The sequence below is a fragment of the Nocardia sp. No.11 genome (assembly GCF_038752175.1).
Taxonomy (GTDB): Bacteria; Actinomycetota; Actinomycetes; order Mycobacteriales; family Mycobacteriaceae; genus Nocardia; species Nocardia canadensis.
The window spans coordinates 1-11,286 of sequence record NZ_JBCGFB010000162.1 but is presented as its reverse complement, the minus strand read 5'-3'; the positions used below and the strand labels follow the sequence as shown (position 1 = coordinate 11,286).

Sequence of the window (11,286 nt, the reverse complement as noted above, 5' to 3'; positions counted from 1 at the left end):
TCCTCGGCACGGCGGTCGATCCTCGCCTGCGCCGCACCGCGATCGCGGTGCCGCTGGTCTGGGGCCTGCTCGGTGCCGGAACCACGGCACTGGCGTGGCCGCGGCGACCCGCCGCCGCACGGCCGTGACACGCGGGCGGAGCGGCATCGGTCAGAATGGAACGATGTCCGCCGGTTCCGCCCCTGTCTCCGACGCGGCCGGGTACACCGTGCGCGCGGTCGCGGATCGTCTCGGCATCCCGACGGCCACCCTGCGTAGCTGGAATCGCCGCTACGCCATCGGGCCCGCGCAGGACCGTCCCGGTCGGCATCGGCTCTACACCGAAGCCGACATCGGCCTGCTCGAACGCATGCTGACGCTGATCCGCGACGGTGCCAGTCCGGCGGGCGCGGCGGCGGCCGCCCGCGGGCCCGCGGTGCGGGCGGGCAACCGCGTCGACCTGCTCGACGCCGCGTTCGCGCTCGACTCCGCGACCTCGGTCGACCTCGTCGAGGCGCACGTGCGCGCCTACGGTGTCGTCCGCACCTGGGACGAGCTGTGCAGGCCCGCCTTCGCCGACATCGTGGCACGTCAGGGTGTCGGGGAGAACTGCATCGATGTCGAGCATCTGCTGTCGTGGTCGATCGCGGCGGTGATGCAGCGGGTGCAGACCGCGCCCGCGGTCGCCGATCGGACCGTCGTGCTCGCCTGTACCGGCGGTGAGACCCATTCGCTCCCACTGGAAGTGCTGCGCGCGGCACTGGCCGAGCAGGGAGTGGGCGCCCGGATGCTCGGCGCGGACGTGCCGACCGTCGCGCTGGTCGGCGCGCTGGCCCGGCCCTCGGGGCCGACCTCGCTGCTGCTGTGGTCGCAGCGGGAATCGAGCGCGCTGACCTCGGCCGTGCTGGCCGGCCTCGACGCGGGCGCACGGGTCTTCGTCGGCGGGCCCGGCTGGGACGCGGCGCTGCTGCCGCCCGCGGTCGCGCGGATCGCCTCCCTCGCGAGTGCGGTCGAGGCGTTGCGCTGACGACTGGCCGTCGGTCACCAAACGATGCATAATTGATTCACTTCGGGTGGATCGTCCATCCGCTGGCCGGGGGACGACCGGAGGAATCGCAATGAACGCATCGAACGGGCAGCGCCGAGTCGCGGTGATCGGCGGTGGTGTCGCCGGGCTGACCGCGGCCTGGGTGCTCGCGCGCTCGGCCGAGGTCACGCTCTACGAGGCACAGGACCGTCTCGGCGGGCACGCCGACACCCACCGTGTGGTCGCGGGCAATGGGCAGACCATCGGCGTGGACACCGGGTTCATCGTGCACAACGACCGCACCTACCCGACACTGCAGCGGCTGTTCGGCGAGCTCGATATCGCCACCGGCGAGACCGACATGAGCATGTCGGTGCGCTGCGACGGCTGCGGGCTCGAGTACGCGGGCGCGCGCGGGTTGCCCGGCCTGTTCCCGCGCCCCGGACACCTGGTGCGAGGGCGGTATCTGCGACTGCTCGCCGAAGTGCCGCGGTTCCACCGCCTGGCCCGCGCCGAACTCGCCGCGGACCCGACGGCGGAACGCACGGTGGCCGAATTCCTGGCCGACGCCGGATTCTCCGCCTACTTCCGCACCCACTTCCTGGCACCGCTCATCTCGGCGGTCTGGTCCTGCGATCCCCGCACCGCGCTGCGTTATCCGGCCCGCTACCTGTTCACCTTTCTCGAACACCACGGCATGCTGACGGTGTTCGGCTCACCCACCTGGCGCACGGTCACCGGGGGATCGGCGACTTACGTCGCGGCGGTCGCCGAACGCCTGCACCGAGTACAGGTCGCGACCCCGGTCCGGGCGCTGCACCGGCATCCCGACGGAATCACCGTCCGCACTGCCGACGACGGCGTCGACGACTTCGACGCCGCGGTGATCGCGACCCATCCGCATGAGGCGCTGGCCCTGCTCGCCGAGCCGAGCGCCGCCGAACGCGACCTCCTCTCGGCGATGCCCTACTCGGTGAATCACACTGTCCTGCACACCGATTCCCGCCTGCTGCCGCGCGCCACCGGTGCTCGAGCGTCCTGGAACTACCGCCTGCCCGCCTGCGCCGCCGAACCCGACCGCGTCCTGGTCACCTACGACCTGACCCGGCTCCAGCGTCTCGACGACACCGGCGACCGACGATTCCTGGTCACCCTGGGCGACGGCGACCGGATCGATCCCGGCGCGGTGCTGGACACGATGACCTACGAACACCCGCTCTACACCCCGGAATCGGTGGCCGCCCGCGCCCGCGCCGGGGAACTCGGGTGCGCGCGCACGGCGTTCGCGGGCGCCTACCACGGGTGGGGCTTCCACGAGGACGGCGCGCTGTCGGGACTGCGCGCCGCCGAGCGACTGGGCGGACGCTGGACGGGACCGCTGCCCGGCCTGGTGGCGGTGTCGTGACCGCTCGGCTGATCCGCACCGACATCCGGCACACCCGGTTGGCGCCGATCCGGCACGCCTTCCGCTATCGCGGGCACAGCTGGCTGGTCGATCTGGACCGGCTGCCCCGGTTCCCCTGGTGGCTGCGGCCGTTCGTCGGCTTCGACGCGGGCGACCACCTGGGCGAACGCGGCGGCTCGCTGCGGGCCGCTATCGACGGGTACCTGGCGACCCAGGGCATCGACCTGCGGGGCGGCCGGGTGCTGATGCTGGCCGGCGCGCGTGCCTTCGGCTACGTCTTCGATCCGCTGACGCTGTACTGGTGCCGTGACCGTGACGGCACGCCGGTGTGTGTGATCGCCGAGGTCCGCAACACCTACGGTGGCGCGCATCGCTACCTGCTGCGGCCCGACGGCGACGGTCGCGCGCGGGTCGGCAAGGAGTTCTACGTCTCGCCGTTCAACCCGGTGGCGGGTGAGTACCGGCTGCGGGTGCCCGAGCCGGATGCCACGCTGCGGGTGTCGATCACGCTGGTGACCGACCGGCCGATCTTCGTCGCCACCATGGCGGGCCGATGCGTGCCCGCCACCACCGGCGCGATCGTGCGCGCCGTGCTGACCGACCCGATTCCGCCACTGCTCGTGGCCGCGCGTATCCGGTGGCAGGGCGTGCTGCTCTGGGCCAGGGGCCTGCCGGTCGTGCCGCGTCCGGTGGCCGTGCCCGAGGAGGCGCTCCGATGACAACCGTGGACACCACCGCGAATCCCGCTGTGCCGGAGCGAGATCGGTGGCCGGACCTGGCCGTGCCGCGCGGCCTGCGCGCGGGGGTGTCGGCGATGGCCGTCGACGTGCTGGTCCGCCGCCTGACCCGTCGCTTGCCGCTGGCGGTGCGCTACCCCGACGGCACCGTCGCCGGCTCGCCCGCCGGGGTGCCGTGCCTGGTCCTGCACCGGCCCGGCGACTTCGCCGCCCGGGTCGGCGCCGCCGGACTCATCGGCTTCGGTGAGTCGTACATGGCCGGTGACTGGGACGCGCCCGATCTCGTCGGCGTGCTGACCGTGCTCGCCGCCCACGTCGCCGAGGTGGTGCCGCGCCCGCTGGCCCGGTTGCGCCGTCTCTACGTCGCCGGACATCCCGCCGCCGAACGCAATTCCGAGGACAACACGCGCGGCAACATCGCCCGGCACTACGACCTGTCCAACGACTTCTTCGGGCTGTTCCTCGACGAGACCATGACCTATTCGGCCGCGCTGTTCGCCGATCCGGCCGATGATCTCGCCACCGCCCAGCGCGCCAAGATCGACCGGCTGCTCGACCGCGCGGGCGTGCGATCCGGCACCCGGCTGCTCGAAATCGGCACCGGCTGGGGCGAACTCGCCGTCCGGGCGGCCGCGCGTGGCGCGCGGGTGCACACCGTGACGCTGTCGTCCGAGCAGCAGGCCGCGGCCAGGGCGCGGGTGGCGGCGGCGGGACTGGCCGAGCAGGTGCGGGTGGACCTGCTCGACTACCGCCGGGTGCGCGGCACCTACGACGCCGTCGTCTCGGTGGAGATGATCGAGGCGGTCGGTTACGAATACCTGGACACCTATTTCGCGACCATCGGCCGGGTGCTCGCACCGGGTGGGCGGGCCGCGATCCAAGCCATCACCATGCCGCACGAGCGCATGCTGGCCACCCGGCACACCTATACCTGGATCCAGAAGTACATCTTCCCCGGCGGGTTCCTGCCCTCGGTGCGGGCGATCGAGGAATCCGTCGCGCGTGGCTCGGACCTGCGCGTGCGCGAGGAGTTCTCGATGGGTCCGCAGTACGCGCGCACCCTGCGTGCCTGGCGGGAACGGTTCGAGGACGCGCGGGCGCAGATCGGCGCGCTCGGGTTCGACGAGACGTTCGTGCGGATGTGGCGGCTGTATCTGGCCTACTCGGAGGCGGGTTTCCGGTCCGGGTACCTCGACGTGGGGCAGTTCGTTCTCGCGCGGGAATGACCCCGGCTCAGCGGCCGAGCAGGTGGCGCAGGGTCTGTTCGAGGTCGGGAGCGCGGAAGGTGTGGCCCGCCTCGGACAACCGCGCCGGGGACACCCGCTGGCTTGCCTCGGCCAGTTCCCGCGCGCCCTGCTCGCCCAGCAGCAGCGCCGGGCCGAACGAGGGCACCGGCAGCAGGGCGGGCCGGTGCAGGACGTGGGCCAATACCTCGGTGTACTCGCTGTTGCGGACCGGATTCGGGGCGACCGCGTTGACCGGGCCGGTGAGGGAATCGTCCCAGAGCGCACGATGATAGACATCGAGCAGGTCGTCCAGGCCGATCCAGGACAGCCACTGGGTGCCGTCGCCGATCCGGCCGCCGAGGCCCGCCGCGAACAGCGGTCGCAGCAAGCGCAGGGTGCCGCCGGTGGGTGACTGGACGATGCCGGTGCGGACCTGGACCACCCGGCCGCCGCCGGCCTCGGCCGGTGCGGTCGCCGCCTCCCAGCCGGTCACCACCTCGGCGAGGAAGCCGTCGCCGGGATCGGCGGTCTCGGTGAGGACCTCCTCGCCCCGGTCGTAGCCGTAGTAGCCGATGGCGGAGGCGCAGACGAACGTGCCGACGCCGCTGCGGGCCGCGGCCTCGGCCAGCGCCCTGGTCGGGCCGATCCGGCTGTCGGCGATGGCGCGGCGGTGTTCGTCGGTGAATCGGCCCGCGATGGGCGCGCCCGCCAGATGAACCACCGCGTCGACGCCGTCGAGCAGGTCGGGCGCGGGATCGGCGGGGTCCCACCGGCGTTCGGTGCGATCGGACGGGGCGTGGCGCACCAGCCGGACGACATCGTGACCGCTGGTGGTCAGGAACGCGCACAGCGCGGTGCCGACCATGCCGGAGGCGCCGCTGACCACGATGGTGCGGGCGGTGAAGCCGCGCTCGGCGGCGCGCCGGTGGGCGGCGAGGTCATCGGTGAGCTGGCGGTAGCGGTAGTCGAACATCGGGCGCAGCAGGCGGGTGGGCAGTGGGGTGTCGACGTGGTCGGCGACGCGGGTGTGCTCGTCGTCGACGGCGGTGAAGTCGTGAGTGTGCCGCCACGGCAGCAGGCGGCCGACCGGGGCGGAGGCGAGCCCCTCGGTCGCGACGGCGTCGGCGAAACGGCGGGGCGGGTCGTAGGCGTCCGGATCGTGCCGCGCGACCCAGCGCAGGCCGCCCGGCAGGCCGAGGACGGCGGCGCCGCGGGCCAGATCGTCGGCTTCGCTGAGCAGCCGGACCGGTTGCCAGGGCGGTGCCAGGCGGGTGAACGCACCGGGCCTGGCGAACCAGGCGAAGACCTCGTCGCGAGGTGCGGAGACAACTGTCGAACAGTCGATGCCCATAGTTCGACTGTAACCCGTCTGCCCGGCGGTGTGAATCGTTTGTGCATCGTTTATCGCGGTACTCTGGAGGGGTGACCGCTAATGACGTGAGTAACGATGCGAACTTCGAGCCATCGCGCGTCGATGCGCTCTTCGACCGAACTGTGTTGCCCGGATACAGCCGCCTGGGCATCGCCCTGCGCCGGCGTTGCTGGCCGGATGACGATCCCCCCGCCGACGCGATGCGGGGGCGTCGGGTGGTGATCACCGGCGCCAACAGTGGGATCGGATTGGCCGTCGCCGACGGCCTGGCCGAGCTGGGCGCCGCGATCGTGCTCGCGGTCCGGAATCCGCAGCGGGGCGCGGACGCGGCGGACGGCCTGCGCGAACGGCATCCCGACGCCACGGTGACGGTGGTCGAATGCGATGTCGCCGAACCCGATTCGGTCCGGCGCTGTGCCGCCGCGCTCGGCGACACGCCGATCGATGCCCTCGTGCACAACGCGGGGGTGCTGTCACCGGAACGCCGTGAGACCAGCACCGGCCACGAGCTCACCTTCGCCACCCATGTGCTGGGTCCGTTGCTGCTGACCGAGCTGGTGCGCCCGTTGCTGGCCGCGGCACGCGGGGCCAGAGTCGTGCTCATGTCCTCGGGCGGGATGTATGCCCAGCCCCTGACGGTCGAGGATCCGGAATACCGGCACGGCGACTACCGCGGCGCCGCCGCGTACGCGCGCACGAAACGGATGCAAGTCGCGCTGACGCCGCTGCTGGCCGTCGAGCTGGCCGAGGAGCGGATCGGCGTGCACGCGGTGCACCCCGGGTGGGTCGACACCCCCGGTATCGCCGACGCGCTGCCCCGGTTCCGCCGGATGACCCGGCCCTTGCTGCGGACCCCGGCCGAAGGCGCCGACACCGCGGTCTGGCTCGCCGCCACCCGGAACACGCTGCCGTCGGGCCAGTTCTGGCACGATCGCCGGATCCGCCCGCTGCACCTGCGGCCGGGCACCCGCTACTCCGATGCCGACGCCGTCGCGCTCTGGCGGGAGTGCCGCGCGCTGATCGGGGCTCCCGGCGCGAGCTGATCGCACCGACGGCGAAGGGCGGCGGCTCCGCCGGAGCCACCGCCCTTCGGGGTGACGACGATCAGCCGAAATGGCAGACGTAGTGCAGGGTTTCGACGACCTCGATGTCGAAGGCGCTGTTGCCGGGGACCGAGAACGATTCGCCGCCGCGGAAGACCTTCGGCTCGGTCTCGCCGGGGAGGGTCACCTTCGCCTCGCCCTCGATGAGCTCCATGATCTCCGGGGCGCCGGTGGTGAAGGTCAGGGTGGCGGGCAGGATCACGCCCACGGACTTCGAGGTGCCGTCGGGCAGCTCGATGTTGTGGCTGACGCACTTGCCGTCGAAATAGACGTTGGCCTTCTTCACGACGGAGACGTTCTCGAACTTCGACATGGGTCCTTCCGGGGGTGAGGGGACCCTTAGTCTACTGAGGGGCCAGAGCTCACCGAGCTCTGGCCCGACGTGGTCAGCTGCCGTAGCGAGCCAGCACCGAGCTGGCTTCCTGGGAGGCGGTGCCTTCCTGGGCCAGGTGGGTCATCGCCTCGGGGATCTCGCGGCCGTGATGGGCCATGGCCTGGGCGTAGAGGCGCCCGGCGCGGTAGGAGGACCGGACCAGCGGACCCGCCATGACACCGGCGAAGCCGAGTTCCTCGGCGACCTTGGAGTGCTCGACGAACTCCTCCGGCTTGACCCAGCGGTCGACCGGGTGGTGGCGCGGGGAGGGGCGCAGGTACTGGGTGATGGTCAGGATGTCGCAGCCCGCCTCGTGCAGGTCACGCATCGCGGCGGTGACCTCCTCGGGAGTCTCGCCCATGCCGAGGATGAGGTTGGACTTGGTGACCAGGCCGGCCTCGCGGGCAGCGGTGATGACGGCCAGCGAGCGCTCGTAGCGGAAGGCGGGGCGGATGCGCTTGAAGATGCGCGGCACCGTCTCCAGATTGTGCGCGAGCACCTCGGGGCGGGTCGAGAAGACCTCGGCGAGCTGGTCGGGGTCGGCGTTGAAGTCGGGGATGAGCAGCTCGACGCCGGTGCCGGGGTTGAGCGCCTTGATGGCGCGCACGGTCTCGGCGTAGAGCCAGGCGCCGCCGTCGTCGAGGTCGTCGCGCGCGACGCCGGTGATGGTGGAGTAGCGCAGGCCCATGGCCTGGACGCTCTCGGCCACGCGACGGGGCTCGTCGCGGTCGAGGGCGGCGGGCTTGCCGGTGTCGATCTGGCAGAAGTCGCACCGGCGGGTGCACTGCTCACCACCGATGAGGAAGGTGGCCTCGCGGTCCTCCCAGCATTCGAAGATGTTGGGGCAGCCCGCTTCCTCACAGACCGTGTGCAGGCCCTCGCGTTTCACCAGGCCCTTGAGCTCGGTGTACTCCGGGCCCATGGTGGCGCGGGTGCGAATCCACTTGGGTTTGCGCTCGATCGGGGTCTCCGCGTTGCGCGCTTCGATGCGCAGCAGCTTGCGTCCGGCGGGGGCAGAGGCGTCTACGGAGGTCACTGGACCGACTCTACGCTCGGGGCGACGACGTTCGCGGCGGTGGTGGTGCGATCAATGTCATGCGGCCGAACGGGAATGTCGCCGTCGAGCGCGGCAACGATCGCGGCCGCGACGAGCGGCTTGATCTCGGCGACGGTGACCTCGCGGCCGAGTTCGCGGGTCAGTGTGGTGACGCCGGCGTCCTTGATGCCACAGGGCACGATCGCCTGGAAGCCGTCGAGGGCGGAGTTGCAGTTCAGGGAGATGCCGTGCAGGGCGACGCCGCGCTGCACACGCACCCCGATCGCGGCGATCTTGCGTTCGGCGAGCCACTCGGTGGCGGGCAGCCATACGCCCGAACGACCCTCGACGCGGCCGCACTCGATCCCGAGGCCGGAGACCACCTGGATCAGGGCCTCCTCCAGGCGGCGCACGTACTGCACGACGTCGACGGGCTCGGCCAGGCGGATGATCGGGTAGCCCACGAGCTGGCCCGGACCGTGCCAGGTGATCTTGCCGCCACGGTCGACCTGCACCACCGGGCTGCCGTCGATCGGCAGGTCCTCGGTCTCGGTGCGGCGGCCCGCGGTGTAGACCGACGGATGCTCGAGCAGCAGCAGCTTGTCGGCACCTTCGCCTGCGGCGCGCTCGTCGGCGATCTGCCGTTGCAACTCCCAGGCGGCGTTGTATTCGATGAGTCCGAGATCCTCGACCACGATCGGGGTCGTATCGAATCGAGCGGACGCGGTGGGGCGCGTGTCGTTCACCGTCCTGACGTTACGCCCACCGGCCACCGGAGGTGAAGACCGGTCGGGACGTGCGGGTCGGCCGGTCAGACGTCGAGCGCGAAGGTGCGCTGCATCAGCGTCAGATCCATCCAGCGGCCGAACTTGTGGCCGACTTCGGGCAGCTCACCGACGGTGCGGAAGCCGAAGCGCTCGTGCAGGGCGATGGAACCGGTGTTGCTCGATTCGATGGCGGCGATCATGGCGTGCACGCGGCCGGAATCGGTGGCGCGGGCGATGAGTTCGGTGAGCAGCGCGGTGGCGACGCCGCGACGCTGGAAGCGCTCGTCGACGTAGACGGAGTTCTCGACGGAGAAGCGGTAGCCGGTCTTCGGCCGCCACTGGCCGTAGGAGGCGTAACCGGCGACCTCGCCGTCGATCTCGGCGATCAGGATCGGCATGCCCGCGGCGGTGCGATCGGCGAACCAGGACAGGCGATTGTCGAGGTCGACCTCGTCGGTGTCCCAGATCGCGGTCGAGGACGCGATATTGGTGTTGTGGATCGCCAGGACGGCGGGGAGGTCGGCCTTGTCGGCGTCGCGGATGAACATCAGTGATCTCCGGGGCGACCGACGGCCGCGGCCAGCGCGGCGCCGATCGTGGGGTGCTGGAAGGTGTAGCCCGCCTGCTCCAGCGCGGCGGGGATGGCGCGTGGGCCGCGCAGGATGGCCTCGTCGGCCAGCTCGCCGACCAGCGCGCGCAGGGCGAGACCGGGCACGAGGAACGGGGTCGGCCGGTGCAGGGCCCGGCCGAGGGCGCGGTTGAACTCCGCGTTGGTGACCGGCGCCGGGCCCGCGGCGTTGATCGGGCCCGCGACCTCGGGGTGGGTGAGCGCGAAGGCGATCGCGCCGACCTCGTCGTCGAGGGAGACCCACGGGGTGTACTGGCGACCGCTGCCCAGGCGCCCGCCCAGGCCCAGCCAGTACAGCGGTTGCAGCATGCTGAGCATGCCGCCGTTGCGGGCCAGGACCACGGCGCTGCGGACCAGGACGGTGCGCACGCCCGCCGAGCTCGCGGGCTTGGTCGCGGCTTCCCAGTCGCGGCACAGGGTCGCGAGGAAACCGGTTCCGGCGGGGGAGGTCTCGTCGACCACCGCGTCGCCGGTGTCGCCGCCGTAGTAGTGCACGCCGCTGGCGTTGACCAGCGTCGGCACTCCGGCGGCGGCGACCGCGGTGGCCAGGACGTCGGTGGGGGTGATCCGGCTGTCACGCAGCGTCTGCTTGTAACCACCGTTCCAGCGGCGCGCGCCGATGCTCGCGCCGCACAGATTCACCACCGCGTCGGCCCCGCGCAACGCCCGCTCGTCGAGCTGGGCGCGCGCGGGATCCCACGCGAATTCGTCCGGTGCCGCGGGAGCGCGGCGCACCAATCGCGACACCTCGTGCCCGTCGCGGCGCAGAGCCGCGACGAGCGCTGTCCCGATCAGCCCGGACGAACCGGCGATCACCACCTTCATACGTCGGCCGAATTCCTCGACTACAGACCGAGATCGGCCTCGAACGCCGCCTCTTCCAACCGATGCTTGATGGTGGTGAGGAAGCGGCCCGCGTCGGCGCCGTCGATGAGCCGGTGATCGTAGGTCAGCGGCAGGTACACCATCGAGCGCACGCCGATGGACTCGCTACCGGCCTCGTCGGTCACCACCACCGGGCGCTTGACGATCGCGCCGGTGCCGAGCATGGCCGCCTGCGGCGGGACCAGGATCGGGGTGTCGAACAGCGCGCCCTCGGAGCCGATGTTGGTGATGGTGAAGGTGCCGCCGGACAGCTCGTCCGGCTTCAGGCCACCGGTGCGGGCGCGGTTGGCGATGTCGGCGATCGCGCGGGCCAGCCCGGCCAGCGACAGGTCGCTGGCGTTGTGGATGACCGGCGAGAGCAGACCCTGCTCGGTGTCGACCGCGATACCCAGGTGCACCGACGCGTGGTAGGTGATCTCCTTGGTGTCCTCGTTGTAGGAGGCGTTCACGTTCGGGTGCACACCGAGCGCCTCGACCACGGCCTTCGCGAAGAACGGCAGGTACGTCAGGTTGACGCCCTCGCGCGACTTGAACGAGGCCTTGGCGAGCTGACGCAGATGCGCGATCTTGGTGACGTCGGCCTCGTGGACCTGGGTCAGCTGCGCGGTGGTCTGCAGCGATTCGCGCGTCTTGGTGGCGGTGATCTGCCGGATGCGGCTGGCCTTCTGCGTGGTGCCGACCAGACCGGCCAGCTTCGGCGCGGCGGCCTGCTTGGCCGGGGCGGCGGGCGCGGCGGCGGCCGGAGCCG

The 11,286-nt window shown here is 71.7% G+C and carries 12 protein-coding genes; 5 read left to right on the top strand and 7 right to left on the bottom strand.

Annotated features, from left to right (window positions below):
• Nucleotides 1-163 precede the first annotated feature (163 nt).
• From V8688_RS29130 to V8688_RS29115, 4 genes are all read left to right on the top strand, one after another.
• Entirely contained in the window at nucleotides 164-1,006 is an 843-nt protein-coding gene (locus tag V8688_RS29130) for a MerR family transcriptional regulator (protein ID WP_218715939.1), read from the top strand.
• A gap of 91 nt (nucleotides 1,007-1,097) precedes the next feature.
• Nucleotides 1,098-2,411 carry an FAD-dependent oxidoreductase gene (locus tag V8688_RS29125; protein ID WP_218715938.1) on the top strand — a complete coding sequence of 438 codons (1,314 nt, stop codon included), beginning with the start codon at nucleotides 1,098-1,100 and terminating at the stop codon, nucleotides 2,409-2,411.
• Entirely contained in the window at nucleotides 2,408-3,130 is a 723-nt protein-coding gene (locus tag V8688_RS29120; protein ID WP_218715937.1) for a DUF1365 domain-containing protein, read from the top strand. The genes V8688_RS29125 and V8688_RS29120 overlap by 4 nt, the downstream gene beginning before the upstream one ends.
• Nucleotides 3,127-4,374 carry a cyclopropane-fatty-acyl-phospholipid synthase family protein gene (locus V8688_RS29115; protein WP_342802128.1) on the top strand — a complete coding sequence of 416 codons (1,248 nt, stop codon included), beginning with the start codon at nucleotides 3,127-3,129 and terminating at the stop codon, nucleotides 4,372-4,374. The genes V8688_RS29120 and V8688_RS29115 overlap by 4 nt, the downstream gene beginning before the upstream one ends.
• A gap of 7 nt (nucleotides 4,375-4,381) precedes the next feature.
• Here V8688_RS29115 and V8688_RS29110 read toward each other — a convergent pair whose 3' ends face one another.
• Nucleotides 4,382-5,725 (bottom strand): TIGR01777 family oxidoreductase, encoded by a 1,344-nt coding sequence (locus V8688_RS29110; protein ID WP_342802127.1) that lies wholly within the window; start codon nucleotides 5,723-5,725, stop codon nucleotides 4,382-4,384.
• 143 nt (nucleotides 5,726-5,868) lie between these two features.
• Between V8688_RS29110 and V8688_RS29105 the strand changes: the two genes are divergently transcribed.
• Nucleotides 5,869-6,789, top strand: a complete 921-nt coding sequence (locus tag V8688_RS29105; protein ID WP_342802129.1) for an SDR family NAD(P)-dependent oxidoreductase — start codon at nucleotides 5,869-5,871, stop codon at nucleotides 6,787-6,789.
• 61 nt (nucleotides 6,790-6,850) lie between these two features.
• Here the strand turns inward: V8688_RS29105 and V8688_RS29100 are convergent, their stop codons facing one another.
• From V8688_RS29100 to sucB, 6 genes are all read right to left on the bottom strand, one after another.
• Nucleotides 6,851-7,162 (bottom strand): pyrimidine/purine nucleoside phosphorylase, encoded by a 312-nt coding sequence (locus V8688_RS29100; protein ID WP_218715933.1) that lies wholly within the window; start codon nucleotides 7,160-7,162, stop codon nucleotides 6,851-6,853.
• A gap of 73 nt (nucleotides 7,163-7,235) precedes the next feature.
• Nucleotides 7,236-8,258, bottom strand: a complete 1,023-nt coding sequence (lipA, locus tag V8688_RS29095; RefSeq protein ID WP_218715932.1) for a lipoyl synthase — start codon at nucleotides 8,256-8,258, stop codon at nucleotides 7,236-7,238.
• Nucleotides 8,255-9,004: a lipoyl(octanoyl) transferase LipB gene (gene lipB, locus V8688_RS29090; protein WP_218715931.1), complete on the bottom strand. Its 750-nt coding sequence runs from the start codon at nucleotides 9,002-9,004 to the stop codon at nucleotides 8,255-8,257. The genes lipA and lipB overlap by 4 nt, the downstream gene beginning before the upstream one ends.
• A gap of 65 nt (nucleotides 9,005-9,069) precedes the next feature.
• The gene (locus tag V8688_RS29085) at nucleotides 9,070-9,573 is read right to left on the bottom strand and encodes a GNAT family N-acetyltransferase (protein ID WP_218715930.1); all 504 of its coding nucleotides are present in this window, start codon (nucleotides 9,571-9,573) and stop codon (nucleotides 9,070-9,072) included.
• The gene (locus V8688_RS29080) at nucleotides 9,573-10,478 is read right to left on the bottom strand and encodes a TIGR01777 family oxidoreductase (RefSeq protein ID WP_342802126.1); all 906 of its coding nucleotides are present in this window, start codon (nucleotides 10,476-10,478) and stop codon (nucleotides 9,573-9,575) included. Before V8688_RS29080 ends, V8688_RS29085 begins: the two co-directional genes overlap by 1 nt.
• Before the next feature lie 20 nt (nucleotides 10,479-10,498).
• Nucleotides 10,499-11,286 (bottom strand): 2-oxoglutarate dehydrogenase, E2 component, dihydrolipoamide succinyltransferase (gene sucB, locus V8688_RS29075; RefSeq protein WP_342802125.1); only part of this gene is annotated, 788 nt, incomplete at its 5' end.

Coding starts and splice junctions, on each gene's coding strand:
- V8688_RS29130 (WP_218715939.1), top strand. CDS start 164: ATGTCCGCCGGTTCCGCCCCTGTCTCCGACGCGGCCGGGTACACCGTG.
- V8688_RS29125 (WP_218715938.1), top strand. CDS start 1,098: ATGAACGCATCGAACGGGCAGCGCCGAGTCGCGGTGATCGGCGGTGGT.
- V8688_RS29115 (WP_342802128.1), top strand. CDS start 3,127: ATGACAACCGTGGACACCACCGCGAATCCCGCTGTGCCGGAGCGAGAT.
- V8688_RS29110 (WP_342802127.1), bottom strand. CDS start 5,725: ATGGGCATCGACTGTTCGACAGTTGTCTCCGCACCTCGCGACGAGGTC.
- V8688_RS29100 (WP_218715933.1), bottom strand. CDS start 7,162: ATGTCGAAGTTCGAGAACGTCTCCGTCGTGAAGAAGGCCAACGTCTAT.
- V8688_RS29085 (WP_218715930.1), bottom strand. CDS start 9,573: ATGTTCATCCGCGACGCCGACAAGGCCGACCTCCCCGCCGTCCTGGCG.
- V8688_RS29080 (WP_342802126.1), bottom strand. CDS start 10,478: ATGAAGGTGGTGATCGCCGGTTCGTCCGGGCTGATCGGGACAGCGCTC.